Here is a 25,852-nt window from a genome sequence, read left to right on the forward strand (position 1 = left end):
ATGGAAGAGGCCCGGCTCTCCGCGTACGAGCGGCGCGTGCTGGCCGAGATCGAGGAGCAGCTGAGCGCCGACGACGGCCTCGCCCGGCGGATGGCCGGCCGGCGCCCCTCCCTCCGCGTCCCCCGGCCCCGGCTCCCCCGCCTCGGCGCCCTGATGCTGGCCGCCGCGACGCTGGCGCTGCTGGTCCTCGCGGCGGCGACCTCCAGCCCGGCCCTGACCTGGGGCTTCGCCGCCGTCTGGGTGGTGACGCTGATCGTGCTGCTGCGCATGGTGGTCCGCTGGACCCGGCGGCACGCGGGCGGCGACCGGCCCGAGTACTGACACCCACGAGAGGAGCCCACGATGCCCCGCGGATCGAACGCCAAGCGCGAGCGGCAGTACGAGCACATCAAGGACAGCGCGCTGGACCGCGGCGAGAGCGAGAAGCGCGCCAAGGAGATCGCCGCCCGCACCGTCAACAAGGAACGGGCCCGCGCGGGCGAGTCGAAGACGGCGAGCAAGAGCTCGACCCAGGACATGTCGTCTTCACGGCGCGGCGGGAAGCGCTCGCACAGCGGCTCCGAGGGACCCACCTACGACCAGCTCTACGCGGAGGCCCAGCGCCGGAACCTGCACGGCAGGTCCCAGATGAACAAGGCCGAGCTGAAGAAGAACCTCGGACACTGAGCCGCGCCGGACCCCCTGACCACACCGATCACACGCACCACTGAGGGCCCCGGAGTCCCGGTCCCAGCCCACCGGACCGCCGGGGCCCGCCCCTGCCCGGCGTCAGCGCCCCCCGCCGGGCGGCTCCGCCGGCCGCGCGCCGACCACGCCCCGCACCACCCCCAGCTCCACCAGGTCCGCCGGGCGCAGCCGCAGCCGGTCGGCCAGGGCGTCCGCCTCCTCCGGCGGCCGCTTCAGGATCGCGGCAGCGAGCTCCGGCGCGATCACCGAGAAGTACGCGTCCGGCGTCGCCCACGTCCGGTCCGGCGCCGCCAGCGCCAGCGCGCCCCCCGAACCGCCCTCGCCGATCAGCAGGGCGGTGACCGGCACCGGCGCCTCCGCGACCGCCCCGAACAGCTCCGCGATCGCCGGCCCCGCGCCCGCCCGCTCCGCCGCCGCGTCGTTGGCGGCCCCCGGCGTGTCGATCAGGGTCAGCACCGGGATCCCGAGCCGGCCCGCCAGCCGCACCAGCCGGGCGGCGGTACGGAACCCGGCCGGCCGGGTCGCCGTCCCGCACTGCGCCGCGTACGCCGCCGTCCGCCCGTCCGGCAGCCGGCCGAAGCCGCACCGCATCCCCGGATCGGTGCCGCCCGCACGGTCGCCGGAGAGCTCCGCCCGCTCGGTGAACACCGCGGCGAGATATCGGTCCGCGCGGGGCCGCTCCGGGCGGCGCGCCCGCGCCACCGCCTCCCGCCCGCTGCCCGCCGGCTCCGTCCCGCCGAGCGCGTACGGCGGCGGCACCGGGCCCCCGGCGGGGCGGGTGAGCAGCGACAGCCAGCAGCCCAGCACCGCCCGCAGCTCCCCGGGCGGCACCACCGCGTCGACGTGCCCGTGCGCGAGCTGCGACTCCGCCGTGTACGCCGCCGGGTCGGCGCCCGCCGGCCGCACCCGGGCCCCGGCGAAGCCGACCTGCGCGCCCGGCAGCGCGAGGACCACGTCCGCGCCCGCCCCGAGCGTCGCCCACCCGCCGCCGGTCACCGGATCGCGGAGCACCGCAAGCTGCGGCAGGCCGGCCGCCCGGGTGCGCGCCGACTCCCCGGCCAGCCGCTGGAGCTGGACCAGAGCCCGCATCCCCTCCTGCATCCGGCTGCCGCCCGTCGCCAGGAGCACGGTCACCGGCAGCTGGTGCGCCCGGGCGTGCGCGTGCGCGGCGGCGACCGCGGCGCCGGTGTCCTCGCCGATGGAGCCGCCCAGGAAGCCGAACTCGAAGGAGACCAGCACCGTCCGCGTACCGCCGACCGTGCCGGTGCCGCACACCACCGACTCGGGCGCGCCCGAGCGGGCGGCGGCATCGGCCCGGGCCCGGCCGTAGCCGGGCCAGCCCAGCGGCCCGTCGCCGCCGGACGGGGCCGCGGGGCGGGGGAGTTCGGTGAAGTCGTCGGTGACGAGGGCCAGGGCCTCGCGCGCGTTCGCCGGTGCTGTCATCGGGGCCTCCCGCCCGTCGCCAGGGCCGCCACCGTACCGCCGCCCCGCACGCCCCGGACCGGCCCCCGGCCCCGGTGCGGCGAAGATCACCCCGGGACGGAGGGCCGGTCAACGCCCCTGCTCCGCCGCGTCTTTCAGGACATGATGCCGCTGCCGTGCGGCGCGTACAGGTCGAGCAGCCGGACCCGGGTCACCTGCAGCCGGTGCGCCAGGATCGACCCCACCCAGAAGTACACCGCCGACCCGAACTCCCGGTCCGTGTGGCACATCGCCCGCACCGCCGTCGCGTCGAACTCGTGCGCCCGGACCGGCGTCATCGCCTCCGCGCCCGACTGGCACAGGTACGGCGGGTACAGCCAGGACAAGCCCACCAGCTCCCCGTGGCGCAGCGTCTCGATCACCGGCGCGCCCCGCCCCGGCACCTTGGCGTCCAGCTGCACGGCGCCCGTCTTCACGATCCAGAACCGCTCCGCGTGCTGCTGCTCCTCGAAGAGCCGGTCCCCGGACTCGAAGTACACGTCCTCGGCGAAGGCCATCAGCCGCTCGCGGTGCTCCGCCGGCAGCGTACTGACCTTGGGTGCGGCACTCCTCATGGCGGGCCCTCCTCGTCGCGCGTACGGCTCCGGTTCCAGTCTCCGCCCACCGCGCCCGGACCGCAGGCGGCGGCGCGCGGCCCCGCCGCCCTCCGCCCCGGCGTGCGCCCGGACGGAGCAGGGCGGAGCATGAGACCGAGGAGGAAACGGCAGGTGGGGGCGCGAGCCAGGAGGCCGGCATGCCCGTCCCGGAAGACCCCGCCGCGAGGCCCCCGGGCCCCGGACGCGGCGCGCCGCCCGCCGCCCCCGACGACGCCGCCGGCTCCGGCACCGCTTCCGCGTCCGGTGACGGCGACGGCGACGCGCTCGTCGTGCTCCGCGGCGTCGACAAGCACTTCGGGTCGCTCCACGTCCTCCGGTCGATCGACCTCACCATCCGGCGCGGCGAGGTCGTCGTCGTGATCGGCCCCTCCGGGTCCGGGAAGTCCACGCTCTGCCGGGCGATCAACCGGCTGGAGACCATCGACAGCGGCGAGATCCGCGTCGACGGACGCCCGCTGCCCGCCGAGGGCCGGGAACTCGCCCGGCTCCGCGCCGACGTCGGCATGGTCTTCCAGTCCTTCAACCTCTTCGCCCACAAGACCGTCCTGGACAACGTCACCCTCGGCCAGATCAAGGTCCGCAAGAAGGACCGCGGGGCCGCCGAGGAACGCGCCCGCGCCCTCCTCGAACGGGTCGGCGTCGCCGCCCAGGCCGACAAGTACCCCGCCCAGCTCTCCGGCGGCCAGCAGCAGCGGGTCGCCATCGCCCGGGCCCTCGCCATGGACCCGAAGGTGATGCTCTTCGACGAGCCGACCTCCGCCCTGGACCCCGAGATGATCAACGAGGTCCTGGAGGTCATGCGGCAGCTCGCCGAGTCCGGCATGACCATGGTCGTCGTCACCCACGAGATGGGGTTCGCCCGCTCCGCCGCCCATCGGGTCGTCTTCATGGCCGACGGGCGGATCGTCGAGGAGGCCACCCCCGACGCGTTCTTCGGCGCCCCCCGCACCGCCCGCGCCCGCGACTTCCTCTCCAAGATCCTCCACCACTGAGCCCCCCGGGGTGATCACATGAACCCGCACCGGACCACCCGCACCGTCCTCGCCTCCGCCACGGCCGTCGTGCTCGCCCTCGGCACCGCGTCGCTCGCCCACGGCGCGGCGCCCGCCGACCACTCCGGCGACGACCGGATCACCATCGGCATCAAGTTCGACCAGCCCGGCATCGGCCTGAAGACCCCCGACGGCACGTACACCGGCTTCGACGTGGACGTCGCCACCTACATCGCGAAGCAACTCGGCCACGAACCCGACGAGATCGTGTGGAAGGAGGCGAAGAGCGCCGACCGCGAGACCATGCTCCAGCGCGGCGACGTCGACTTCATCGCCGCCTCGTACTCGATCAACGACGAGCGGGCCGAGAAGGTCGACTTCGCCGGCCCCTACCTCCTCGCCCACCAGGACGTGCTGATCCGCGCCGACGACGACTCCATCAAGAAGCCGTCCGACCTCAACGACAAGCGCCTGTGCTCCGTCACCGGCTCCACCTCCGCGCAGAACGTCAAGGACGAGATCGCCCCCGACGCCCAGCTCCAGGAGTACGGCGGCTACTCCGAGTGCCTGACCGGCCTGGAGAACGGCGTCATCGACGCCCTCACCACCGACGACTCCATCCTCGCCGGCTACGCCGCCCAGGAGCAGTTCAAGGGCAAGTTCAAGCTCGGCGGCTTCGAACTCAGCAACGAGAACTACGGCATCGGCGTCCAGAAGGGCAGCGACCTCAAGGGGAAGATCGACAAGGCGCTGGAGAAGATGGTCGCCGACGGCGCCTGGGACGACGCCGTCAAGAAGAACTTCGGGCCGGCGAACTACCAGAACGAACCCGCCCCGAAGATCGGCGTGATCGTCGACTGAGCCGGCCGCCGTGTTTGACTTCCTCGAAGGCTACGACCTCCTGGGCGCCTTCTGGGTGACCGTCCAGCTCACCTTCTGGTCCGCCCTCGGCTCCCTCGTGTGGGGGACGCTGCTCGCCGCCATGCGCGTCGGCCCCGTCCCCCTCATGCGCGGCTTCGGCACCGCCTACGTCACCGTCGTCCGCAACATCCCCCTCACCGTCATCATCGTCTTCACCTCCCTCGGCCTCTTCCAGACCCTCGGCGTCAGCCTCGGCGCCGACCGCTTCACCACCATCAACTTCCGGCTCGCTGTCCTCGGACTCGCCGCCTACACCAGCGCCTTCGTCTGCGAGGCCCTGCGCTCCGGCATCAACACCGTCCCCCTCGGCCAGGTCGAGGCCGCCCGCGCCATCGGCCTCAGCTTCCCCCAGGTCCTGCGGATCATCGTGCTCCCGCAGGCGTTCCGGTCCGTCGTCGGCCCCCTCACCAACGTCCTCATCGCCCTCACCAAGAACACCACCGTCGCCGCCGCCATCGGCGTCGCCGAAGCCGCCCTGCTCATGCGCGAGATGATCGAGAACGAAGCCCAGCTCATCCTCATCTCCGCGATCTTCGCCTTCGGCTTCCTCTGCCTCACCCTCCCCACCGGCCTGCTCCTCGGCCGGCTCGCCAGGAAAGTGGCGGTCAAACGGTGAGGCGCCGCCCCGAGGACGCGTCCGCCACCGTCCTCTACGACGTCCCCGGACCCCGCGCCCGCCGCCGCAACCTGCTGTGGACCCTGCTCTTCCTCGCCGCCCTCGCCGCCCTCGTCCGCTGGGTGATCGCCGGACTCGACGCCAAGAACCAGCTGGAGGCGGCCAAATGGGAGCCGTTCCTCACCGACGGCCGGATCTGGCGGACGTACCTCCTGCCCGCCCTGCGGAACACCGTCGTCGCCGCCGCCCTCGCCATGGTCCTCGCCCTGCCGCTCGGCGCCCTCCTCGGCATCGCCCGCCTCTCCGACCACCGCGCCGTCCGCGCCGGCGCCGGCACGGTCGTCGAGTTCTTCCGCGCGATCCCCGTCCTCATCCTCATGCTCTTCGCCAACGCCGCCTACGCCGAGTTCACCGCCATCAGCCCCGAGACCCGCCCCCTGTACGCGGTCGTCACCGGCCTCGTCCTCTACAACGCCTCCGTCCTCGCCGAAGTCGTCCGCGCCGGCATCCTCGCCCTCCCCGCCGGACAGACCGACGCCGCCCAGGCCATCGGCATGCGCAAGGGCCAGACGATGGCGCACGTCCTGCTGCCCCAGGCCGTCACCGCCATGCTGCCCGCCCTCGTCAGCCAGCTCGTCGTCATCGTCAAGGACACCGCCCTCGGCGGCGCCATGCTCGGCTTCGCCGAACTCCTCGCCTCCGTCCGCCCCATGAGCGCCAACTACGGCGCCAACACCATCGCCTGCTTCACCGTCGTTGCCGTCCTCTTCGTCCTCCTCAACCTCGCCCTCACCACCCTCGCGTCCCGGCTCGAACGCCGGCTGCGCCGCGGCCGGCGCTCCACCGGCGCCGTCGTCACCGCCGAAGCCGTCGACGACCTCAACGCCCCCGGCGAACCCCCCGCGCCGCCCGCACCCGGCGCCCGCGAACCGTAACGAACCGATTCCACCCGAGCTTTCCGCGCGGACATGTAGGACACTGCTCCCGTGCGTGGACACCTACCGGACGAGAACCCGGGTTTCACCGGCCGCCGCACGGAACTGAAGCGCCTCACCGCCGCGCTGGCGGAGCACCGCCTCGTCACCGTGACCGGCGTCGGCGGGGTCGGCAAGACCCGGCTCGCGCTGCGCGCCGCCCACCGCGTCCGCCACCGCCACCCCGACGGCGCCTGGTGGGCCGACCTCGGCCAGCTCGACGGCGAACGGCTCCTCGTCGCCCTCGTCGCCGACTCCGTCGACCTCGCCGACCACACCCCCGGCACCGACACCGGCGCCCTGCGCCGCCGCCTCGCCGGCACCCGGCTCCTCCTCGTCCTCGACTGCTGCGACCACCTCGCCGACGCCTGCGGCCGGCTCGTCGCCGAACTCCTCGACGCCGCCCCCGGCCTCACCGTCCTCGCCACCTCCCGCCGCCCCCTCGGCGTCCCCGGCGAACACACCCTCGCCCTCGACCCCCTCCCGCCCACCGGCGACGACGCCCTCACCCTCCTGCGCACCGCCACCGGCCAGGACCTCCCCGCCGCCGGCCCCGCCGCCGAGATCTGCGTCCGCCTCGAAGGCATACCCCTCGCCCTGGAGCTCGCCGCCGCCCAGATCCGGCTCCAGGGCGCCGAAGCCGTCCGCGACCAGCTCGGCAGCCGCCTCACCGCACCCCCCGACGCCCGCTTCGACCTCCTCACCCACCCGGAACGCGTCTGGCCCGCCCGCCACCAGACGCTGCGCGCCGCCATCGGCTGGAGCCACGAACTCGCCGACCCCCTCGAACGCCTCCTGTGGGCCCGCCTCTCCGTCTTCCGCGGCCCCTTCGACCTCGCCGGCGCCACCGCCGTCTGCACCGGCGGCCCCCTCACCGACGCCACCCTGCCCACCGCCCTCGACGGACTCGTCCGCGCCTCCGTCGTCCGCCCCGCCGACCCCGCCGGACGCCACCGCCTCCTCGACACCATCCGCGAGTACGGCGCCGGCTGGCTGGACCGGCTCGGCGAGACCGCCACCGTCGCCGGCCGCCACGCCGCCCACTTCCACGCCCTCGCCGCCCAGGGCCCCGCCGCCTGGCACGGCAGCCGCCAGCTCCACTGGTACCGCGCCGTCGACACCCACCACACCGACCTGCGCACGGCCCTCGACCACCTGCTGCGCACCGACCCCGACGCCGCCCTCGACCTCGTCGGCTCCGTCGCCTTCGCCTGGTCCTGCCGCGGCCGGCTCCGCGAGGCCCGCGACGGCCTCGAACAGGCCCTCCTCCTCAGCGCCGCCCGCGGCCGGGTCCGCACCCGCGCCCTGTGGGCCCTCGGCGTCACCCTCGTCCTCCAGGGCGACCTCGGCCCCGCCCAGGACGTCAGCGAACGCTGCGCCCGCGAGGCCCGCCACACCGAGCACCCGCCCGAGCGGCCCCGCACGTCCTCGGAGCCGTACGGCCCCGGTCAACTCACCCTCGACGCCGCCGCCCTCGCCGGCCTGCTCGCCCTCAGCACCGGCCGCGCCCGGGCCGCCCTCGTCGTCGTCGACCACGTCCTCGCCTCGGCACGCGGCCGTCCCGCCGACTCCGCCGCCGCCCTCCGCTGCCACCTCGTCCGCGTCTTCGCCCTCACCGGCCTCGGCCGGCTCGCCGAGGCCCGCCCCGAAGCCCTCGCCCTGCGCGCCCTCTGCGACACCCTCGACGAACACTGGACCCGCACCGCCCTCGAGTACCAGCTCGCCCTCACCGCCCTCCTGGAGGGCGAACCGGCCGCCGCCGCCGACCACGCCCGCGCCATGCTCGCCGGCACCCGCGCCCTCGGCGCCGGCCTCGGCGTCGCCCTCGGCCTCGACGTCCTCGCCACCGCCCACGCCGCCGCCGGCGACGGCGCCCGCGCCGCCGACGTCTCCGGCACCGGCGAGGCGTACTGGCGCGCCACCGGCCAGCCCCGCCGCGGCCTCCCCGGCCTGCGCGCCCTCCACGCCCACTACACCGCCGGCGCCCGCGCCACCCTCGGCGCACCCGCCTACGAGGAGATCTTCCTCCGCGCCCTCACCGACCTCCCCCAGACCGGCCTCGACCGGGCCCTCGGCCCCGGCTGACCCTCACCGGCCCCCGGCCGGCGCCTCCCCCTCCCACGGCCACGCCGCCCGGACCGCCGCCGAGGCCGTCCAGCGCGTCGAGGTGTCGTGCGCCCCGGAGCCGGGGCGGCCCGGTGTGCCGGGGACCCCGTAGAGTCGGAACCGTCACCCGTACCCGTCCCGACGAGGAGTCTTCCGTGACCGACCCGGCGCCCACCGACCGACAGCAGCTGATCGCCCGGGAGCTGCACGTCTCCGCGGCCTTCGACCCGGCCGCGGAGATCGAGCGCCGGGTGGCCTTCCTGGCCGAGCGACTCACCAGCACCGGGCTGCGCTCGCTCGTCCTCGGCATCAGCGGCGGCGTCGACTCCACCACCGCCGGCCGGCTCTGCCAGCTCGCCGTCGAGCGCGCCCGCGCCGCCGGCCACGAGGCCGCCTTCTACGCCATGCGGCTGCCCTACGGCGTCCAGGCCGACGAGCGGGACGCGCAGACCGCCCTCGGCTTCATCCGCGCCGACCACGTCCTCACCGTCGACATCAAGCCGGCCAGCGACGCCGCCCTCGACGCCTGCGTGGCCGGCGGGGTCGCCTTCCGCGACGCCCACCACCAGGACTTCGTGCACGGCAACATCAAGGCCCGCCAGCGCATGATCGCCCAGTACGCGGTCGCCGGCGCCCACGACGGCCTCGTCGTCGGCACCGACCACGCCGCCGAGGCCGTTTCCGGCTTCTTCACCAAGTTCGGCGACGGCGCCGCCGACCTCGTCCCGCTCACCGGCCTCACCAAGCGGCGCGTGCGCGCCGTCGCCGCCGAGCTCGGCGCCCCGGCGGAGCTGGTCTGGAAGGTCCCGACCGCCGACCTGGAGACCCTGGACCCCGGCAAGCCCGACGAGGACGCGCTCGGCGTCACGTACGACGAGATCGACGACTTCCTGGAGGGCAAGCCGGTCGGCGAGGCCGCCCACGCGGCGATCGTCCGCCGCTACGACCTCACGGAGCACAAGCGGCAGCTGCCGGTCGCGCCCTGAGCGCGCCGCGCCGGACGGGCGGATCCTGGAAGGGTGGGCGCCCCGGACCAGGGGCCCCGGAAGGGAGCACACCATGTTCGGCGAGACGACGGCGTACAGCAGCTTCTCGGTGGACGACCTGGACGCCGCCCGGCGCTTCTACGGCGACACGCTCGGCCTGACCGTGGAGGACACGGGGACCGGGGACATGCGGATGCTGTTCCTGACCCTGCCGGGCGGGGCCCGGGTCTTCGTCTACCCCAAGGAGGACCACACCCCCGCCTCCTTCACGATCCTCAACTTCCAGGTCGACGACATCGACCGGGCCGTCGACGACCTGCTCGCCCGCGGCGCCGAGTTCCAGCGCTACCCCGCCTTCGACGCCGACGAGAAGGGCGTCGTCCGCCCCGGCGACGGCGAGCCGGGACCGGCGGGCATCGCCTGGTTCACCGACCCGGCCGGCAACGTCATCGCGGTCTCGCAGGAACGGTGACGGTTCCGCAGGGACGGTGACGCAGGGACGGTGACGCAGGGACGGTGACGTCTCCGACGTTCGCGCCCGGCTCCGCGCCCCCGGTGCGGGCGGTCCGGGGGCGGCTGTGATCCACTGGGCGGGCGGGGGAGCCCGGAGTCGGAACAGCAGGAGCAGGAGCAGCACCCTTGACCACCTACCGCCAGCCCGGCGTCGTCGTCACCGACCACCACTTCCCCGTCCCCCTCGACCACGCCCGCCCCGACGGCGAGCAGATCGAGGTCTACGGGCGCGAGATCGCCGCCGCCGGACTGAGCGACGCCGAGCGCGACCGCCGCCCCTGGCTGCTCTACCTGGAGGGCGGGCCCGGCTTCGGCGCCCGCCGCTTCATCGGCACCCAGGCGTGGATCGGGCGCGCCGTCCGCGAGTTCCGGGTGCTGCTGCTGGACCAGCGCGGCACCGGCCGCTCCACCCCCGCCAACCGCCAGACCCTCCCGCTGCGCGGCGACGCCGCCGCCCAGGCCGACTACCTCACGCACTTCCGCGCCGACGCGATCGTCAAGGACGCGGAGCTGATCCGCCGCCGGCTCACCGGCGGCGCGCCCTGGACCGTCCTCGGCCAGAGCTTCGGCGGCTTCTGCGCCGTCCACTACCTCTCCACCGCCCCCCAGGGCCTGGAGCGGGTCCTGATCACCGGCGGCCTGCCGTCCCTCGACGCCACCGCCGACGAGGTCTACGCCGCCGCCTTCCCGCGGATGCGGCGCAAGAACGAGGCGCACTTCGCCCGCTACCCGCGCGACGCCGAACGCGTCCGGGCGATCGCCGCCCACCTGCTGGAGCACGAGGTCACGCTCCCCGGCGGCGGTCTCCTCACCGTCGAGGCCTTCCAGTCCCTCGGCATCCTCCTCGGCTCCGGCGACGGCACCCACCAGCTCCACCACCTCCTGGAGGGCGCCTTCGTGTCGACCCCCGGCGGGCCCACCCTCGCGGACGCCTTCCTGGAGCAGGTCCAGGCCCACCTCTCGTACGCCGGACATCCGCTGTACGCCGTCCTCCACGAGGCCATCTACGCCCAGGGCCAGGGCCCCACCGCCTGGGCCGCCGAACGGGTCCGGGCCGGCTTCCCCGAGTTCGACGCCGCCGCGGCCGTCGCCGACGGGCGGCCCGTCCTGCTGACCGGCGAGACCGTCCACCCCTGGCACTTCACCACCGACCCGGCCCTGCGCCCGCTGCGCGAGACCGCCGAACTCCTCGCCCGGCGCGACGACTGGACGCCGCTGTACGACCCCGACGCGCTCGCCGCCAACCGGGTGCCGGTGGCCGCCGCCGTCTACCACGACGACCTGTACGTGGACACCGCCGACTCGCTGGAGACGGCCGCCGCGATCCGCGGCCTGCGGACCTGGGTCACCGACGAGTTCGAGCACGACGGGGTACGGGCCGGCGGCCCGCGCGTCCTCGACCGGCTGCTCGCCCTCTCCCGCGGCGAACTCTGACGGGCGCTGTCGGGCTCCGACGGACGTCCACCGGCGCGGAGCCCGTACGCCCGCGCACCGGGACGGGCCCGGCGCGCGCTGTTCCAAAAGTCCAAGCGCCGGACCCCGATCGCCCATGGCCCGCCCCGGCCCCCGCCGCTACAACTCGGCCCATGACCACCCACGTCACCGCCGAGATCGCCGGCCAGCCCGACTGCTGGCGCCGCGCCGCCGCCCTCGCCGGGCCGCTCGCCGACCGGCTGCCGCGGCCCGGGGAGCGGGTCGCCGTCGTCGGCTGCGGCACCTCCTACCTGATGGCCCGCGCCTACGCGGCCCTGCGGGAATCCCTCGGCGCGGGGGAGACGGACGCCTTCCCCGCCTCCGAGCGGACCGTCCTCGGCCGCGGCTACGACCGCCTCGTGGCCCTCACCCGCTCCGGTACGACCACCGAGGTCGTCGACCTGCTCGCGGGCGCCGCCGGGCGGCTGCCCGCCCTCGTCCTCACCGGCGTCCCCGGCAGCCCCGCCGCCCGGCTCGCCGACCGGGTCGTGGACCTCTCCTTCGCCGACGAACGCTCCGTCGTGCAGACCCGGTTCGCCACCACCGCCCTCCAACTCCTGCGCGCCGGGCTGGGGGTGGACCTCGCGGCGTCCGTCGCCGACGCCGAGCTCGCCCTCTACGAACCGCTCCCGCGGCACTGGGAGAGACGCGGCCAGTTCACGTTCCTCGGCACCGGCTGGACCGTCGGGATCGCCGACGAGGCGGCCCTCAAGCTCCGCGAAGTGGCCCGCTCCTGGACGGAGTCGTACCCGGCGATGGAGTACCGCCACGGCCCGATCAGCGTCAGCGACCGGGCGAGCCTGGTCTGGTGCGTCGGACCCGTCCCGGCCGGGCTCCGCGACGAAGTCGAGTCCACTGGCGCCCTGTTCACCGCCGACGCCGTCGACCCGGTCGCCGCCCTGGTCCGCGCCCAGCGGCTCGCCGTCGCCCTCGCCGCGCGCCGCGGCCTCAACCCCGACCGCCCGCGCCACGTCTCACGCTCCGTCATCCTCTCCGGGTCGTTCCGCCCCGCCGCGGCCGACGCCGCCCGTATCCTGCGGGCATGATCGACACCGAAGCCACGGCCCTGCCCCCACTGCCCGAACTGCCCGGCGACTGGCAGCGCGCCCTCGCCGTCGTCGCCCACCCCGACGACCTGGAGTACGGCTGCGCCGCGGCCGTCGCGAGCTGGACCGACGCCGGCAAGGACGTCGTCTACCTGCTGGCCAGCCGGGGCGAGGCCGGCATCGACTCGCTCGCCCCCGACGTCTGCGCGCCGCTGCGCGAGCGCGAGCAGCGGGAGAGCGCCGCCGTCGTCGGCGTGGACACCGTCGAGTTCCTCGACCACCGCGACGGCGTCATCGAGTACGGCACCGCGCTGCGCCGCGACATCGCGGCGGCGATCCGCCGCCACCGCCCCGAACTCGTCCTCACCCTCAACCACCGCGACACCTGGGGCGACGGCCCCGGCGCGCCCCGGAACACCCCCGACCACGTGGCCGTCGGCCGCGCCACCCTGGACGCGGCGTCGGACGCGGGCAACCGCTGGATCTTCCCCGAACTCGCCGAGCAGGGCCTCGCCCCCTGGGACGGCGTCCGCTGGGTCGCGGTCGCCGCCTCCAGCACCCCCACCCACGCCGTCGACGCCGGCCCCGGCCTGGACCGCGCTATCCGGTCCCTGCTCTGCCACCGCGCCTACATCGAGGCGCTGACCGACCAGGACCCGGAGGAGTACGTCCGCGAGTTCGTCACCGCCACCACGACCCGCTCGGCCTCCCGCTTCGGCAACCGCCCGGCCGTCACCTTCGAGCTCTTCCCCCGCTAGCGCGGCCCCGCTCAGCCCATCGGCGCGGGCTTCAGGACCGCGAACTCGGCGCCGGCCGGGTCGGTGAACCAGGCGAGGCGGCCGACGTCGGGGATGTCCGCCGGCGGCAGCAGGACGGTGCCGCCCGAGACGGTCACCGCGTCCGCCGTCGCGTCGGCGTCCTCGACCTCGAAGTACGGGATCCAGCGGGAGCGTTCGCCCGAGTCCTGGAGTTCGGCCGCGCCGCCGAAGGAGGCGTCCTCCTGGTCGCCGTCGGCAGTGGAGATCACCCAGTACGTCATGCCGGGGGCCGCCATCTCCGCCCAGCGCCAGTCGAAGAGCGACGCGTAGAAGGAGAGCGCGGCCTCCGGGTCGGGGGTGTGAAGCTCCACCCAGACGAGGGTGTTCCGCGAGGAGGTGCGGTCGAGGCCGCGCACCGACCCCGGCTGCCAGACGGCGAACTCCGCCCCCGCCGGGTCCGTCAGCGCGGCCATCCGGCCCGCGTCCATCACGTCCATGGCGCGCACCCGGACCCGCCCGCCCTCGGCGGCCGTCACCATCTGCGTGGTGTCCGCGTCCGAGGTCTGGAAGTACACCGTCCACGCGCTGCGGGCGCCCTCCTCGGTCAGCGGGCCGAGCGCGGCGACGGTCGCGCCGTCCTGCTGGAAGAAGCCGTACCCGCCGGACTCGGGACCGGCCGAGCGCAGCTCCCAGCCGAGGACGGCGGCGTAGAAGTCCGCCGCCGCCGCGGTGTCCGGACTGCCGAGGTCGATCCAGCAGGGGGAGCCGTGGGTGTACTGGGTGTCGAGCATGGGTCGGTGCCGTCCTTCCGTCGTCCGTCTCCGGGCCGGATTCCGGCCACCAAGGCCGATCCTCGTCCCCGCGGCCCGCCCCCGCGACCGCAACCGGCCGCGGTTCCTCCGACCGGCCCACGGCACGCCTCCCCAGGCCACACCTCGCCTCGCCGGCCCACGGCACGCCTCCCCGGCCACAGCCCGCGGCACCGGCACCCGCTCAGCCGGGCAGGTCCTCGGCCCGTGCCGCCAGGTCGCCCATCAGCAGCTCGGCGTTGATCGCCACGCCGGCCCGGTAGCCGGTCGCGGCGGCGTTGACGACCTGCTCGTTCGGGCCGGTGACGTTGCCCGCCGCCCAGACGCCCGGGACGCTCGTCCGTCCCGTCTCGTCGGCCTTCACGAAGGAGCCGAACGGCGTCTCGTACAGCTCCGCGCCGAGCAGGCGCGGCACCGTGTCGCGGGGGAGGAGCCGGGTGCCGGCCGCGAACAGCACCTCGCAGGCGGCGGTCCGGCCGTCGGCCAGCCGGACGCCGGTCAGCCGGTCGTCCTCGACGGTGACGCCCGAGACCGCGCCGGCCACGGTCCGGACGCCCGCCGCCGCCAGCAGCCGCGCGTCCTGGCCGGAGAGCTCCGCGCCGTTCAGGAAGAGGGTCACGTCGGAGGACCACTGCGAGACCATCAGCGCCTGGTGCGCCGGCATCACCGGGTGGGCGACGACGCCGAAGGCTCGGTCGCGGACCTCCCACCCGTGGCAGTACGGGCAGTGCAGCACGTCCCGGCCCCACCGCGCGGCCAGCCCGTCGATCTGCGGCAGCTCGTCCACCAGGCCGGTGGCGACGACCAGGCGCCGGGCGGTCAGCGCGGTGCCGTCGGCGAGCGCCAGGGCGAAGCCGTCGCCGTCGGGGGCCGCGCCCGTCACCTCGCCGGAGCGGACCTCCACCCCGTACGCGGCGAGCTCGCGGCGCCCGGCCGCCAGGAAGTCCGCCGGGCTCATCCCGTCCCGCGACAGGTACCCCTGCATGTGCGCGCTGGGCGCGTTGCGCGGTTCGCCCGCGTCGACGACCAGGGTGCGGCGCCGGGACCGGCCGAGGACCAGCGCGGCGCTGAGCCCGGCCGCGCCGCCGCCGATCACCACGACCTCGTACGCGTGCGCCTCCACGGCCGCGTCCCCGGCGGCCGCCCCGACAGTGTCCGTTTGTGCGGTGTGTGCGTTCATGCGGCGAGCGTGCCCCGGAGCGCCACGCGGCGGCAAGGAAACTTGCCGTTTCTGCAACACTGGACGCATGACCGAAGACGACCGCATCGACGCCGTGCTCACCGAGGTCGGCCCCCGCCTGCGCCGCGTCCGCCGCGACCGCGGCGTGACCCTCGCCGACCTCTCCGCCGCCACCGGCATCTCCGTCTCCACGCTCTCCCGGCTGGAGTCCGGGCAGCGCAGGCCCAGCCTCGAACTGCTGCTCCCGCTGGCCCGCGCCCACCAGGTCCCGCTGGACGAGCTGGTCGGCGCCCCGCCGGTCGGCGATCCCCGGGTGCGGGCCCGGCCGATCGTCCGGCACGGCCGCACGATGTACCCGCTCACCCGCCAGCCCGGCGGCCTCCAGGCGTACAAGGTGATCCAGGAGAAGGCGGCCGAGCAGCCGGACCCGCGGGTGCACGAGGGGTACGAGTGGCTGTACGTGCTCTCCGGGAAGCTGCGGCTCGTCCTGGGGGAGCACGACGTGGTGCTCGCGGCCGGCGAGGCCGCCGAGTTCGACACCCGGGTGCCGCACTGGTTCGGGCCCACCGCCGACGGCCCGGTGGAGTTCCTCAGCCTGTTCGGTCCGCAGGGGGAGCGGATGCACGTACGGGCCCGTCCGAAGAAGTCCGGCTGAGCTGTTCCACCGAGCACAAGCGACCGCTTAGTATGCGACGGACCCGGTAGGCGACCTACCCGGTACGTGACCGACCGCCCGGTACGGACGACGGAGGCTCGACGGATGCAGGCATGGCGAGTGCACGAGAACGGCGAACCCGGCGCGGTGATGCGCCGCGAGGAGGCGGACGTCCCCGAACCCGGGCCCGGCCAGGTCCTCCTCAAGGTCCGCGCCGCCAACGTCAACTTCCCCGACGCGCTGCTCTGCCGCGGCCACTACCAGATCCGCCCCCCGCTGCCCTTCACCCCCGGCGTCGAGATCTGCGGCGAGACCCCCGACGGCCGCCGCGTCGTCACCACCGCCGCCCTCCCGCACGGCGGCTTCGCCGAGTACGCCCTCGCCGACGCCGCCGGCCTGCTCCTGGCCCCCGACGCCCTCGACGACGCCGAGGCCGCGGCCCTCCACATCGGCTACCAGACCGGCTGGTTCGGCCTGCACCGGCGGGCCGCCCTCCAGCCCGGCGAGACCCTGCTCGTGCACGCCGCCGCCGGCGGCGTCGGCAGCGCCGCCGTCCAGCTCGGCAAGGCTGCCGGCGCCACCGTCATCGGCGTCGTCGGCGGCCCCGAGAAGGCCGCCGCCGCCCGCGCCCTCGGCTGCGACGTCGTCGTCGACCGCCGCTCCGAGGACGTCGTCGCCGCCGTCAAGGCCGCCACCGGAGGCCGCGGCGCCGACGTGGTCTACGACCCCGTCGGCGGCGACGCCTACCAGCAGTCCGCCAAGTGCGTCGCCTTCGAGGGCCGCATCGTCGTCGTCGGCTTCGCCAGCGGCACCATCCCCGCCCCCGCCCTCAACCACGCCCTCGTCAAGAACTACGCCGTTCTCGGCCTCCACTGGGGCCTCTACGCCCAGCGCGACCCCGCCGCCGTCCGCCGGTGCCACGACACCCTCACCGAACTCGCCGCCAAGGGGACCGTCAAGCCGCTCGTCGCCGCACGTGTCCCCTTCGCCGGCGCCGCCGACGCCGTCCAGCGCGTCGCCGACGGCACCACCACCGGCCGCCTCGTCGTCCTCCCGGAAGGAGCCCGCGCATGACCGACGCCGCCGAACTCCAGGCGCGCGCCCGGGACCTGCTCGCCGCGCACCCGCCCGCCACCACCGACCGGCTCGCCTTCCTCCGGGCCCGCTTCGACGCCGGACTCGCCTGGGTCCACTACCCGGCGGGCCTCGGCGGACTCGACGCCCCCCGCTCCCTCCAGGCCGTCGTCGACGCCGAACTCGCCGCCGCCGGCGCCCCCGACAACGACCCCCGCCGCATCGGCATCGGCCTCGGCATGGCCGCCCCCACCCTCCTCGCGTACGGCTCCGACGAGGTCAAGGCCCGCTTCCTCAAGCCCCTGTGGACCGGAGAGGAGGTCTGGTGCCAGCTCTTCAGCGAGCCCGGCGCCGGCTCCGACCTCGCCGCCCTCTCCACCCGCGCCGTCCGCGACGAGGCCACCGGCGACTGGATCGTCGACGGCCAGAAGGTGTGGACCTCCAGCGCCCACACCGCCCGCTGGGCCATCCTCATCGCCCGCACCGACCCCGACGCGCCCAAGCACCGCGGCATCACCTACTTCGTCTGCGACATGACCGACCCCGGCGTCGAGGTCCGGCCGCTGCGCCAGATCACCGGCGAGGCCGAGTTCAACGAGGTCTTCCTCACCGGCGTCCGCATCCCCGACGCCCACCGCCTTGGCGAGGTCGGCGACGGCTGGCGGGTCGCCCAGACCACCCTCATGAACGAGCGGGTCTCCATCGGCGGCGCCCGCATCCCCCGCGAGGGCGGCATGATCGGCAAGGCCGCCGCCGTCTGGCGCGACCGCCCCGAACGGCGCACCCACGCCCTGCACCGCCGCCTGCTCGGCCTCTGGGTCGAGGCCGAGGTCGCCCGGCTCACCGGCGAACGCCTGCGCCAGCAGCTCGTCGCCGGCCAGCCCGGCCCCGAGGGCAGCGCCATGAAGCTCGGTTTCGCGCGCCTCAACCAGGCCATCAGCGGCCTGGAGGTCGAACTCCTCGGCGACGAGGGCCTGCTGTACGGGGACTGGACCATGGTCCGGCCCGACCTGGTCGACTTCACCGGCCGCGACGCCGGCTACCGCTACCTCCGCTCCAAGGGCAACTCGATCGAGGGCGGCACGACCGAGGTCCTGCTCAACATCGTCGCCGAACGCGTCCTCGGCCTGCCGCCCGAGCCCCGCAACGACAAGGACGTCCCCTGGAAGGACCTCGCCCGATGACCCGACAGCCGGACCTGCTCTACTCGGACACCGAGGACGCCCTGCGGGCCGCCGTCCGCTCCCTGCTCACCGACCGGGCGGACACCCGGACCGTGCTCGACCGCGCCGAGACCGGGGACCCGCACCCCACCGGCCTCTGGCCCGCGCTCGCCTCCGGCATCGGCGCCGCCGGCCTGCTCGTCCCCGAGAAGCTGGGCGGCCAGGGCGCGAGCCACCGGGAGGCCGCGGTGGTCCTGGAGGAACTCGGCCGGGCGGTGACCCCGGCCCCGTACCTCACGAGCGCGGTGGTCGCCACCGAGACCCTGCTCGCCCTCGCCGCCTCCGCGGCGGACGGCCCGGCGGCCGCCCTGCTCGCGGAGCTGGCGTCGGGGGAGCGGACCGCCGTCCTTGCGGTCCCCTTCACCACGGCGCCGGGCGCGGCCGCCCAGACCACCGGCCCCGTCCGGGCCGTCGCCGACGCGCAGGCCGCCGACGTCCTCCTCGTCCCCCGCCCCGACGGCCTGTACGCCGTACCCGCTGCCGAGGCCGCCGTCACCCCGCTCACCCCGCTCGACCTCACCCGGCCCCTCGCCACCGTCGACACCGGCGCGGGCACCGGGACCCACCTGGCCGGGCCGGAGGAGACGACGGCCGCCGTCCGCCGCGGCCTCCTCGCCGGCGCCGGCCTGCTCGCCTCCGAGCAGCTGGGCATCGCCGAGTGGTGCCTGGAGGAGACCGTCCGGCACACCAAGGAGCGGTACCAGTTCAACCGGCCCGTCGGCTCCTTCCAGGCGCTCAAGCACCGGATGGCGCGGCTCTGGCTGGACCTGGTCGGCGCCCGCGCGGCGGCCCGCGCTGCCGCCGACGCCCTCGCCGCCGGCGCGGACGACGCCGAACTGACGGTCGCCGTCGCCCAGGCGTACTGCTCCGGCGTCGCCGTCCGCGCCGCCGAGGAGTGCGTCCAGCTGCACGGCGGCATCGGCATGACCTGGGAGCACCCGGCCCACCTGGCCCTCAAGCGCGCCAAGGCCGACCAGCTCGCCCTCGGCTCCGCCGGCCACCACCAGGACACCATCGCCGCCCTCGCGGACCTCCCCGCCCCGGCCTGACGCACGACCGCGGGCGGCCGGGAGCCACCGGCCCCGGCCGCCCGCCGTCTCACCCGGCCCCGCCCGCCGGCCGCCGCGCGTGACAGAACAGATGCTCCTCCGGCTCCCCGCCCGGCACCTCCGGCGTGAAGACCGACAGGTCGTGGTGGAGCACCTGCAGACCGCACTCCTCCCGCAGCAGCCCCAGGTACGCCTCGGCCGAGAAGCTGGAGACCCGGGCCCGCCGCCCCATCCAGGTGATCTCCAGGCCCTCCACGTCCGCCGGGACCGTCGCCGACACCAGCAGCCCGCCCGGCACCAGCCACGACGCCATCCGCCGCAGCGCCAGGACCTGCTCCTTCCGCTCCATCATCAGCAGCGGGAAGAAGGCGCACACCGCGTCGTACCCCTCCGGCGGGGGAGTGTGGTCCCGCACGTCGACCTGCTCGAACCGCGCCTCCGGCACCTGCTCCCGCGCCAGCTCCACCATCGTCCGCGAGACGTCGATCCCGGTCACGTCGTACCCCGCCGCCGCGAGCAGCGCCGCCACCGGGCGCCCCGTACCGCTGCCGACGTCGAGCACCCGGGCGCCGGCGGGCAGCCGCCCGGTCAGCCACTTGACCGCCGCGAGCTGCGCCGGCAGCCGGCCGAAGGCCCGCTCGTACGCGATCCCCACCCCGTCGAACAGCTCGGCCGCGCCCAGCACGCCCCTCGTGCCGTCCGCCCGCTCCTCGTGCTCCGCCCCCATGGGCCCCTCCCGGTCGTCGTGACGATCTCCGGAGCGCCCTACCCCACAGGGGACCCCCGCGCACCCATGCGGTTTAATTGCATGTCGTTCGCAATAACGTTTGATCTTCAAAAAGGGGTGTGGACCCGATGGCCGCCCGACCCGTCCGCCGCGCGACCGCCGCGCTCGTCACCGGGGCGCTCGCCCTCGCCACCGCGGCCTGCACCAACCCCGGAGCCGACACCACCGGCGCCGGCGCCCCCAAGGACTCCGCGGTCGTCGGCATCGCCTACGAACCCGACACCCTCAGCCCGCTCCTCGGCTACGGCAAGGACGGCAACTCCAAGATCTTCGACGGCCTGCTCGCCTTCGACGCCGACATGAAGCTGAAGCCGGCCCTCGCCGTCAAACTGCCGCACATCAGCGACGACGGGCTGACGTACACGTACACCCTGCGCACCGACGTCACCTTCAGCGACGGCGCCCCCTTCACCGCCAAGGACGTCGTCTTCACCTACCGGACGATCCTCGACCCGAAGACCAACAACCCCTCCCGCACCGAACTCGACGCCCTCAAGAGCGTCGAGGCCGTCGGCGACGACACCGTGGTCTTCCGCCTCAAGTACCCCTACGCGCCCTTCGCCGAGCGCACCGTCCACGCCATCGCCCCCGAACACGTCGCCGGCAAGCAGGACGTCAACACCGGCGCCTTCACCACCCACCCCATCGGCACCGGCCCCTACGTCCTCACCGGCTGGTCCAAGGGCGAGAAGCTCAGCTTCAAGGCCAACCCGAAGTACTGGAACGGCGCCCCCGCGGTGAAGAAGTTCACCATGGCGATCATCAAGGACGACGACGTCCGCGCCACCCGCCTCCGCGCCGGCGACCTCGACGGAGCCATCCTCCCGCCCAACCTCGCCGCCGGTTTCGAGAACGACAAGGCGAAGAGGACCTACGCCGCCAAGACCTACGACTACCGCACGGTCACCCTCCCCACCCACCACCCCGTCACCGGCGACACCGCCGTCCGCCGCGCCCTCGACATCGCCGTCGACCGCCAGACCATGGTCGACAAGATCCTCGAAGGCGCCGGCAAGCCCGCCTACGGCCCCGTCCCCACCGACAGCCCCTGGTTCGCGAAGGGCACCGAGCGCCGCCACGACCTCGCCGGCGCCCAGAAGATCCTCGACGAGGCCGGCTGGAAGCCCGGCCCCGACGGCGTCCGCGCCAAGAACGGCGTCCGCGCCTCCTTCCCGCTCTGGTACCTCTCCGGCGACAAGCTCCGCCAGGACCACGCCCTCGCCTACGCCTCCGACGCCCGCAAGGCCGGCATCGAGATCAAGACCCAGGCCGGCACCTGGGAGGTCATCGAACCCCGTATGAAGACCGACGCCGTCCTCGCCGGCGGCGGCTCCCCCGGCGACCCCGACTTCGACCAGTACCTCCTGCTGAAGTCCACCCTCGCCGGCGACGGCTTCAACAACATGGCCTGGTACGACAACAAGACCGTCGACCGCGCCCTCGACGACGGCCGCCGCACGAACGACCCCGCCAAGCGCAAGGCCGCCTACGACACCGTCCAGCGCGAACTCGCCAAGAACCCCGGCTACACCTTCCTCACCCACATCGACCACCTCTACGTCGTGAACGACTCCTGGACCTCCGACGCCAAGGGCGCCCCCCTCACCACCCAGGTCGAACCCCACGACCACGGCCTCGCCGCCGGCCCCTGGTGGAACGTCGAGGCCTGGAAGCCCAAGAACACCGGAGACACCCAGAAGTGAGCCGCCGCCTCCCCTGGGGGGCCATGGCCCGGATGACGGGACGGCGCGCCCTCGCCGCCGTCCCCGTCCTCCTCGGCGTCACCCTCGCCGTCTTCGCGGTCGCCGCCGCCTCCCCCTTCGACCCCGTCAAGGCGTACGCCGGCACCGCCGGCCTCACCGCTTCCCAGGAAACCCTCGACCAGCTCCGCCACAACCTCGGCGTCGACCAGCCCTTCCTCACCCGCTGGTGGGAATGGCTCACCTCGGCCCTCACCGGCGACCTCGGCGACTCCGCCGTCATGCGCCGCCCCGTCGCCGACGTCATCACCGAACGCCTCGGCTGGTCCGTCCTCCTCGCCGCCACCGCCTTCGCCGTCGCCATCACCCTCGGCACCCTCCTCGGCGTCCTCGCCGGCCGCCGCCGCGGCGGCCTCGTCGACCGCACCGTCAGCGCCCTCGCGTACACCCTGGAAGCCGCCCCCGCCTTCTGGCTCGGCCTCCTCGCCATCTGGTTCTTCGCCCTCAAGCTCGGCACCCTCCCCGCCGGCGGCCTCACCGACACCGCCAGCGACACCGTCACCTTCGACCAGGTCGCCCGCCACCTCGTGCTGCCCGCCCTCGTCCTCGGCGTCTCCCAGCTCCCGTGGTTCTTCCTGTACGTCCGCCAGGGCATCGGCGACGCCCTCGACGAGGACCCGGTCCGCGGCGCCCGCGCCCGCGGCCTCGCCGAACGAACCGTCCTCACCGGCCACGCCCTGCGCTCCGGCATGCTCCCGATGCTCACCCTCATCGGCTCCCGCGTCCCCGAACTCATCACCGGAGCCCTTCTCGTGGAGACCGTCTTCAGCTGGCCCGGCATCGCCGCCGCCACCGTCCAGGCCGCCACCGCCGTCGACTTCCCGCTGCTCGCCGCGCTCACCGTGCTCGCGACCGCGGCCGTCCTCCTCGGCAACCTCCTCTCCGACCTCCTCTACGGCCTCGCCGACCCGAGGGTGGGCTTCGATGGCTGACCCCCGCACCCACCGCCTCCGGCTCTGGACCTCCGCGCTCGTCGTCGGCGCCGTCGCCCTCGCCGTCCTCCTCGTCCCCCCGCTCGTCCAGCTCGACGAACAGGCCGTCGACCTCTCCCAGAAGCTCCTCCCGCCCTCCTGGGACCACCCCTTCGGCACCGACGACGTCGGCCGCGACCTCCTCCTGCGCTGCGTCTACGGCCTGCGGATCTCCCTCCTCGTCGGCCTCGTCGCCGCCCTCGTCGCCACCGTCCTCGGCACCGCCGTCGGCGCCGCCGCCGGCGCCCTCGGCGGCTGGACCGACCGCACCCTCATGCGCCTCGTCGACGCCTTCTCCTCCGTCCCCCACCTGCTCCTCGGCATCTTCGTCGTCGCCCTCTTCCGCCCCGGCGTCTGGCCCGTCATCGTCTCCGTGGCCGTCACCCACTGGCTCTCCACGGCCCGCATCGTCCGCAGCGAAGTCCTCTCGCTGCGCACCCGCCCGCACATCGACGCCGCCATCTCCGGCGGCGCCTCCCGCCGCCGCGTCGCCACCCGCCACCTGCTCCCCGCCGTCCTCCCGCAGGCCGGCCTCGCAGCCGTCCTGATGGTCCCGCACGCCATGTGGCACGAGTCCGCCCTCTCCTTCCTCGGCCTCGGCCTCCCCAGCCACCAGGCCAGCCTCGGCAACCTCGTCCAGTCCGCCCGCTCCTCCCTCCTCGCCGGCGACTGGTGGCCCACCCTCTTCCCCGGCCTCTTCCTGATCCTCCCCACCCTCGCCATCGCCGGCCTCGCCGGCGTCTGGCGCGACCGCCTCAACCCCCGCCGCCGATCGGAGCTGATGCTGTGAACGCCCGCGTCGCGCGCGCCCTCGAAGCCGTCACCGCCGAACGCGCCGAGGACGCCCTCCTCACCGTCCGCGGCCTCACCGTCCGCTTCCGCCTGCGCGGCGGACGCACCGTCGCCGCCGTCACCGACGCCGACTTCGACCTGGCACCGGGGGAGTGCCTCGCCCTCGTCGGCGAATCCGGCTGCGGCAAGTCCGTCCTCGCCTCCGCCCTCCTCGGCCTCCTCCCCGCCAACGCCGAGACCAGCGGTACGGCCCTGATCGCCGGCACCGACCTCCTCACCGCCGGCGAGAAGACCCTCGCCCGCTCCGTACGCGGCCGGCGCGTCGGCCTCGTCCCGCAGAGCCCCGCCGCCCACCTCACCCCGGTCCGCACCGTCCGCGCCCACCTGGAGGAGACCGTCCGGGCGCTCACCGACACCCCGCGCTCCGCCCGCCGCAAGGCCGCCGAGGACGCCGCCGCCCGGGCCGCCTTCCCCGCCACCCACCTCGACTCCTACCCCCACGAGCTCTCCGGCGGCCTCGCGCAGCGCGCCGCCACCGCCCTCGCCCTCATCGGCGACGCCCCCCTCCTCCTCGCCGACGAACCCACCACCGGCCTCGACCGCGACCTCGTCGAGCGCACCGCCGACGAACTGCGCCGCCACGCCGACGACGGCCGCGGCCTCCTCCTCATCACCCACGACCTGACGGCCGCCGCCCGCATCGCCGACCGCGTCGCCGTCATGTACGCCGGACGGATCGTCGAGATCGCCCCCGCCCACCGCTTCTTCGGCACCGCCGGCCCCGACCACCCCTACGCCCGCGGCCTCCTCGACGCCCTCCCCGACCGCGCCTTCACCCCCATCCCCGGCATGCCGCCGGAACTCTCCGACCTCCCCGACGGCTGCGCCTTCGCCCCCCGCTGCCCCCGCGCCACCGACCTCTGCGCCACCGTCCCGGCCCTCCGCGCCGGCGTGGCCTGCCACCACCCGGAGCGGCCCCGTGCTTGAACTCGACTCCGTCACCGCCGGCTACCACCCCCGCCGGCCGGTCTTCCGCGGCGCCTCCCTCACGATCGCCCCCGGCGAGTCCGTCGGCCTCCTCGGCCCCAGCGGCTGCGGCAAGTCCACCCTCGCCCGCGTCGCCGCCCTCCTCCACCGCCCCGACGCCGGCCGCCTCGTCCTCGACGGCACGGAGATCACCGCCTGGCGCCACCGCGCCCCGCGCGAGCAGCGCACCGCCGTCGGCGTCGTCTTCCAGCAGCCCCGCACCGCCGCCGACCCCCGCCTGACCCTCGCCGACCTCATCGCCGAACCCCTCCGCGCCACCGGCCGCAAGGCCGAGGCCGCGGACCGCGTCGCCGAGCTCGCCCCCGAGGTCGGCCTCACCCCCGAACTCCTCACCCGCCGCCCCCACGCCGTCAGCGACGGCCAGCTCCAGCGCGCCTGCCTGGCCCGCGCCCTCAGCCTGGAGCCCCGCTGGCTGGTCTGCGACGAGATGACCGCGATGCTCGACGCCTCCACCACGGCCGCCCTCGTCGCCGCCGTCGAGACCTACCGCGCCCGCACCGGCGCCGGCCTCCTCGCCGTCGGCCACGACCGCGTCCTCCTGACCCGCTGGTGCGACCGCGTCGTCGAGTGGACCGACTGCCTGCCCCCGCAACCCCCCACCCGCGCCTGACGCCACCGCACCGGCCCCCCCCGGGACGCGGCGGGATCTCACCCGTATGGCCGCCCCGCCGTTCCGCCGGACGGATCGCCCATTCCGCCACACTGTCCGCCGAACGCCGCAATTCCGGTGCGGCAGAAGAAGGACGTGAGAACGATGGCCGTTTCCGTTTCCGTCGTGGTGCTGCTCCTCGTACTGGCCGTGGTCTTCATGCGCAGCGGCGGCCTCAAGGTCACCCACGCCGTGGTCTGCGCGCTGCTCGGCTTCTTCCTGGCCGGCACGAGCATGGCGCCCACCATCCACAACGGCGTGGCCGCGACCGCCGAGGTCGTGTCCAGCCTCCGCCCGTGATCACCCACGCGTGTCCTCCGACCTGCGGGGTTGACACCGGTCCGACCGGTGCGTAATGTTCTTCGGGCTGTCCGACGTGAGCACCGACTCCGGTCGGCCCCGGACGGCCATTCCGCAAGAACCACCGAGCCTGACGATCACGATCCCTTTGTGTGTCGTTGTCGTCGTGCTTTCCGTGCGTTTCGGCGAAATGAAGAGTCCAGGCCCTCGATTCGCATCGAGGGCGGGGAATCCGCTAAAGTCTCACTCGTCGGAACGGCCCAGCAGTCGGAAAGACGAATCCCGCTGACTGGGAATCAGACACCGAAAAGGATCTGATAGAGTCGGAAACGAAGGAAGCGCCCGGAGGGCCTGGAAACAGGAACGAAGGAAGCGTCCGCACCTTGAGAACTCAACAGCGTGCCAA

At 74.9% G+C, this 25,852-nt stretch carries 27 protein-coding genes; 22 read left to right on the forward strand and 5 right to left on the reverse strand.

The window, feature by feature from the left end; translation table 11 throughout:
- Nucleotides 1-321, forward strand: coding sequence for a DUF3040 domain-containing protein (locus ACFVQZ_RS33865; RefSeq protein ID WP_383628610.1), 321 nt, complete (start codon nucleotides 1-3; stop codon nucleotides 319-321).
- A gap of 21 nt (nucleotides 322-342) precedes the next feature.
- Nucleotides 343-666 (forward strand): hypothetical protein, encoded by a 324-nt coding sequence (locus tag ACFVQZ_RS33870; RefSeq protein ID WP_030497781.1) that lies wholly within the window; start codon nucleotides 343-345, stop codon nucleotides 664-666.
- Nucleotides 667-768: 102 nt separating this feature from the next.
- Here the strand turns inward: ACFVQZ_RS33870 and ACFVQZ_RS33875 are convergent, their stop codons facing one another.
- Together ACFVQZ_RS33875 and ACFVQZ_RS33880 are read right to left on the reverse strand one after the other, a co-directional pair.
- On the reverse strand, nucleotides 769-2,130 hold the full coding sequence (locus ACFVQZ_RS33875) for a carboxyl transferase domain-containing protein (RefSeq protein WP_383628612.1): 1,362 nt from the start codon (nucleotides 2,128-2,130) through the stop codon (nucleotides 769-771).
- A gap of 134 nt (nucleotides 2,131-2,264) precedes the next feature.
- A complete protein-coding gene (locus ACFVQZ_RS33880) occupies nucleotides 2,265-2,723 on the reverse strand; it encodes a cyclic nucleotide-binding domain-containing protein (protein WP_030497779.1) in 459 nt (152 codons plus the stop codon).
- A gap of 179 nt (nucleotides 2,724-2,902) precedes the next feature.
- Between ACFVQZ_RS33880 and ACFVQZ_RS33885 the strand changes: the two genes are divergently transcribed.
- The 10 genes from ACFVQZ_RS33885 to ACFVQZ_RS33930 all read left to right on the forward strand — a co-directional run bounded on the left by ACFVQZ_RS33885 (nucleotide 2,903) and on the right by ACFVQZ_RS33930 (nucleotide 13,150).
- On the forward strand, nucleotides 2,903-3,757 hold the full coding sequence (locus ACFVQZ_RS33885) for an amino acid ABC transporter ATP-binding protein (protein WP_383628615.1): 855 nt from the start codon (nucleotides 2,903-2,905) through the stop codon (nucleotides 3,755-3,757).
- Between the two features lie 18 nt (nucleotides 3,758-3,775).
- Nucleotides 3,776-4,618, forward strand: coding sequence for a glutamate ABC transporter substrate-binding protein (locus ACFVQZ_RS33890; RefSeq protein WP_383628617.1), 843 nt, complete (start codon nucleotides 3,776-3,778; stop codon nucleotides 4,616-4,618).
- Between the two features lie 10 nt (nucleotides 4,619-4,628).
- Nucleotides 4,629-5,294 (forward strand): ABC transporter permease subunit, encoded by a 666-nt coding sequence (locus ACFVQZ_RS33895; RefSeq protein ID WP_030497776.1) that lies wholly within the window; start codon nucleotides 4,629-4,631, stop codon nucleotides 5,292-5,294.
- A complete protein-coding gene (locus ACFVQZ_RS33900; RefSeq protein ID WP_383628619.1) occupies nucleotides 5,291-6,229 on the forward strand; it encodes an amino acid ABC transporter permease in 939 nt (312 codons plus the stop codon). Before ACFVQZ_RS33895 ends, ACFVQZ_RS33900 begins: the two co-directional genes overlap by 4 nt.
- Nucleotides 6,230-6,280: 51 nt before the next feature.
- Nucleotides 6,281-8,353 carry an ATP-binding protein gene (locus ACFVQZ_RS33905; protein WP_383628621.1) on the forward strand — a complete coding sequence of 691 codons (2,073 nt, stop codon included), beginning with the start codon at nucleotides 6,281-6,283 and terminating at the stop codon, nucleotides 8,351-8,353.
- 176 nt (nucleotides 8,354-8,529) lie between these two features.
- Nucleotides 8,530-9,360 (forward strand): ammonia-dependent NAD(+) synthetase, encoded by an 831-nt coding sequence (gene nadE / locus ACFVQZ_RS33910; protein ID WP_383628623.1) that lies wholly within the window; start codon nucleotides 8,530-8,532, stop codon nucleotides 9,358-9,360.
- Nucleotides 9,361-9,433: 73 nt separating this feature from the next.
- Complete coding sequence (locus ACFVQZ_RS33915) at nucleotides 9,434-9,832, forward strand: VOC family protein (RefSeq protein WP_383628625.1); 399 nt, start codon at nucleotides 9,434-9,436, stop codon at nucleotides 9,830-9,832.
- A gap of 167 nt (nucleotides 9,833-9,999) precedes the next feature.
- Entirely contained in the window at nucleotides 10,000-11,307 is a 1,308-nt protein-coding gene (locus tag ACFVQZ_RS33920) for an alpha/beta fold hydrolase (protein WP_383628627.1), read from the forward strand.
- Nucleotides 11,308-11,459: 152 nt separating this feature from the next.
- A complete protein-coding gene (locus ACFVQZ_RS33925; protein WP_383628629.1) occupies nucleotides 11,460-12,392 on the forward strand; it encodes an SIS domain-containing protein in 933 nt (310 codons plus the stop codon).
- Nucleotides 12,389-13,150: a PIG-L deacetylase family protein gene (locus ACFVQZ_RS33930; protein ID WP_030497769.1), complete on the forward strand. Its 762-nt coding sequence runs from the start codon at nucleotides 12,389-12,391 to the stop codon at nucleotides 13,148-13,150. The genes ACFVQZ_RS33925 and ACFVQZ_RS33930 overlap by 4 nt, the downstream gene beginning before the upstream one ends.
- 11 nt (nucleotides 13,151-13,161) lie before the next feature.
- Here ACFVQZ_RS33930 and ACFVQZ_RS33935 read toward each other — a convergent pair whose 3' ends face one another.
- Both ACFVQZ_RS33935 and ACFVQZ_RS33940 read right to left on the reverse strand, forming a co-directional pair.
- A complete protein-coding gene (locus ACFVQZ_RS33935; RefSeq protein WP_383628631.1) occupies nucleotides 13,162-13,941 on the reverse strand; it encodes a VOC family protein in 780 nt (259 codons plus the stop codon).
- A 202-nt stretch (nucleotides 13,942-14,143) separates the two neighbouring features.
- Nucleotides 14,144-15,139 (reverse strand): NAD(P)/FAD-dependent oxidoreductase, encoded by a 996-nt coding sequence (locus ACFVQZ_RS33940; protein ID WP_383628633.1) that lies wholly within the window; start codon nucleotides 15,137-15,139, stop codon nucleotides 14,144-14,146.
- A 67-nt stretch (nucleotides 15,140-15,206) separates the two neighbouring features.
- On the opposite strand from ACFVQZ_RS33940, the gene ACFVQZ_RS33945 reads away from it, so the two are divergent.
- The 4 genes from ACFVQZ_RS33945 to ACFVQZ_RS33960 all read left to right on the forward strand — a co-directional run bounded on the left by ACFVQZ_RS33945 (nucleotide 15,207) and on the right by ACFVQZ_RS33960 (nucleotide 19,140).
- Complete coding sequence (locus ACFVQZ_RS33945; RefSeq protein ID WP_030497766.1) at nucleotides 15,207-15,794, forward strand: helix-turn-helix transcriptional regulator; 588 nt, start codon at nucleotides 15,207-15,209, stop codon at nucleotides 15,792-15,794.
- A 105-nt stretch (nucleotides 15,795-15,899) separates the two neighbouring features.
- Nucleotides 15,900-16,868 carry an NADPH:quinone oxidoreductase family protein gene (locus ACFVQZ_RS33950; RefSeq protein WP_383628635.1) on the forward strand — a complete coding sequence of 323 codons (969 nt, stop codon included), beginning with the start codon at nucleotides 15,900-15,902 and terminating at the stop codon, nucleotides 16,866-16,868.
- The gene (locus tag ACFVQZ_RS33955; RefSeq protein ID WP_030497764.1) at nucleotides 16,865-18,052 is read left to right on the forward strand and encodes an acyl-CoA dehydrogenase family protein; all 1,188 of its coding nucleotides are present in this window, start codon (nucleotides 16,865-16,867) and stop codon (nucleotides 18,050-18,052) included. The genes ACFVQZ_RS33950 and ACFVQZ_RS33955 overlap by 4 nt, the downstream gene beginning before the upstream one ends.
- Complete coding sequence (locus tag ACFVQZ_RS33960; protein WP_383628638.1) at nucleotides 18,049-19,140, forward strand: acyl-CoA dehydrogenase family protein; 1,092 nt, start codon at nucleotides 18,049-18,051, stop codon at nucleotides 19,138-19,140. The genes ACFVQZ_RS33955 and ACFVQZ_RS33960 overlap by 4 nt, the downstream gene beginning before the upstream one ends.
- Nucleotides 19,141-19,189: 49 nt before the next feature.
- Here the strand turns inward: ACFVQZ_RS33960 and ACFVQZ_RS33965 are convergent, their stop codons facing one another.
- On the reverse strand, nucleotides 19,190-19,867 hold the full coding sequence (locus ACFVQZ_RS33965) for a class I SAM-dependent methyltransferase (protein ID WP_383628640.1): 678 nt from the start codon (nucleotides 19,865-19,867) through the stop codon (nucleotides 19,190-19,192).
- Nucleotides 19,868-19,995: 128 nt separating this feature from the next.
- Between ACFVQZ_RS33965 and ACFVQZ_RS33970 the strand changes: the two genes are divergently transcribed.
- From ACFVQZ_RS33970 to ACFVQZ_RS33995, 6 genes are all read left to right on the forward strand, one after another.
- Nucleotides 19,996-21,630, forward strand: coding sequence for an ABC transporter substrate-binding protein (locus ACFVQZ_RS33970; RefSeq protein WP_383628642.1), 1,635 nt, complete (start codon nucleotides 19,996-19,998; stop codon nucleotides 21,628-21,630).
- Nucleotides 21,627-22,619 (forward strand): ABC transporter permease, encoded by a 993-nt coding sequence (locus tag ACFVQZ_RS33975; RefSeq protein ID WP_383628644.1) that lies wholly within the window; start codon nucleotides 21,627-21,629, stop codon nucleotides 22,617-22,619. The genes ACFVQZ_RS33970 and ACFVQZ_RS33975 overlap by 4 nt, the downstream gene beginning before the upstream one ends.
- Complete coding sequence (locus tag ACFVQZ_RS33980) at nucleotides 22,612-23,448, forward strand: ABC transporter permease (protein WP_030497759.1); 837 nt, start codon at nucleotides 22,612-22,614, stop codon at nucleotides 23,446-23,448. The genes ACFVQZ_RS33975 and ACFVQZ_RS33980 overlap by 8 nt, the downstream gene beginning before the upstream one ends.
- Nucleotides 23,445-24,437: an ABC transporter ATP-binding protein gene (locus ACFVQZ_RS33985; RefSeq protein ID WP_051788382.1), complete on the forward strand. Its 993-nt coding sequence runs from the start codon at nucleotides 23,445-23,447 to the stop codon at nucleotides 24,435-24,437. Before ACFVQZ_RS33980 ends, ACFVQZ_RS33985 begins: the two co-directional genes overlap by 4 nt.
- The gene (locus ACFVQZ_RS33990) at nucleotides 24,430-25,107 is read left to right on the forward strand and encodes an ATP-binding cassette domain-containing protein (protein WP_030497757.1); all 678 of its coding nucleotides are present in this window, start codon (nucleotides 24,430-24,432) and stop codon (nucleotides 25,105-25,107) included. Before ACFVQZ_RS33985 ends, ACFVQZ_RS33990 begins: the two co-directional genes overlap by 8 nt.
- A gap of 144 nt (nucleotides 25,108-25,251) precedes the next feature.
- Entirely contained in the window at nucleotides 25,252-25,446 is a 195-nt protein-coding gene (locus tag ACFVQZ_RS33995; protein ID WP_030497756.1) for a hypothetical protein, read from the forward strand.
- Nucleotides 25,447-25,852: the final 406 nt, after the last annotated feature.

It is taken from the genome of Streptomyces sp. NPDC057854, from assembly GCF_042797055.1.
In the GTDB taxonomy this organism is placed as follows: Bacteria; Actinomycetota; Actinomycetes; order Streptomycetales; family Streptomycetaceae; genus Streptomyces.

Bases quoted from the DNA above. Each gene is read 5' to 3' on its own strand.
- ACFVQZ_RS33865 (WP_383628610.1), top strand. From the start codon at position 1: ATGGAAGAGGCCCGGCTCTCCGCGTACGAGCGGCGCGTGCTGGCCGAG.
- ACFVQZ_RS33870 (WP_030497781.1), top strand. From the start codon at position 343: ATGCCCCGCGGATCGAACGCCAAGCGCGAGCGGCAGTACGAGCACATC.
- ACFVQZ_RS33875 (WP_383628612.1), bottom strand. From the start codon at position 2,130: ATGACAGCACCGGCGAACGCGCGCGAGGCCCTGGCCCTCGTCACCGAC.
- ACFVQZ_RS33880 (WP_030497779.1), bottom strand. From the start codon at position 2,723: ATGAGGAGTGCCGCACCCAAGGTCAGTACGCTGCCGGCGGAGCACCGC.
- ACFVQZ_RS33885 (WP_383628615.1), top strand. From the start codon at position 2,903: ATGCCCGTCCCGGAAGACCCCGCCGCGAGGCCCCCGGGCCCCGGACGC.
- ACFVQZ_RS33890 (WP_383628617.1), top strand. From the start codon at position 3,776: ATGAACCCGCACCGGACCACCCGCACCGTCCTCGCCTCCGCCACGGCC.
- ACFVQZ_RS33915 (WP_383628625.1), top strand. From the start codon at position 9,434: ATGTTCGGCGAGACGACGGCGTACAGCAGCTTCTCGGTGGACGACCTG.
- ACFVQZ_RS33925 (WP_383628629.1), top strand. From the start codon at position 11,460: ATGACCACCCACGTCACCGCCGAGATCGCCGGCCAGCCCGACTGCTGG.
- ACFVQZ_RS33930 (WP_030497769.1), top strand. From the start codon at position 12,389: ATGATCGACACCGAAGCCACGGCCCTGCCCCCACTGCCCGAACTGCCC.
- ACFVQZ_RS33935 (WP_383628631.1), bottom strand. From the start codon at position 13,941: ATGCTCGACACCCAGTACACCCACGGCTCCCCCTGCTGGATCGACCTC.
- ACFVQZ_RS33940 (WP_383628633.1), bottom strand. From the start codon at position 15,139: ATGAACGCACACACCGCACAAACGGACACTGTCGGGGCGGCCGCCGGG.
- ACFVQZ_RS33945 (WP_030497766.1), top strand. From the start codon at position 15,207: ATGACCGAAGACGACCGCATCGACGCCGTGCTCACCGAGGTCGGCCCC.
- ACFVQZ_RS33950 (WP_383628635.1), top strand. From the start codon at position 15,900: ATGCAGGCATGGCGAGTGCACGAGAACGGCGAACCCGGCGCGGTGATG.
- ACFVQZ_RS33955 (WP_030497764.1), top strand. From the start codon at position 16,865: ATGACCGACGCCGCCGAACTCCAGGCGCGCGCCCGGGACCTGCTCGCC.
- ACFVQZ_RS33960 (WP_383628638.1), top strand. From the start codon at position 18,049: ATGACCCGACAGCCGGACCTGCTCTACTCGGACACCGAGGACGCCCTG.
- ACFVQZ_RS33965 (WP_383628640.1), bottom strand. From the start codon at position 19,867: ATGGGGGCGGAGCACGAGGAGCGGGCGGACGGCACGAGGGGCGTGCTG.
- ACFVQZ_RS33970 (WP_383628642.1), top strand. From the start codon at position 19,996: ATGGCCGCCCGACCCGTCCGCCGCGCGACCGCCGCGCTCGTCACCGGG.
- ACFVQZ_RS33980 (WP_030497759.1), top strand. From the start codon at position 22,612: ATGGCTGACCCCCGCACCCACCGCCTCCGGCTCTGGACCTCCGCGCTC.
- ACFVQZ_RS33995 (WP_030497756.1), top strand. From the start codon at position 25,252: ATGGCCGTTTCCGTTTCCGTCGTGGTGCTGCTCCTCGTACTGGCCGTG.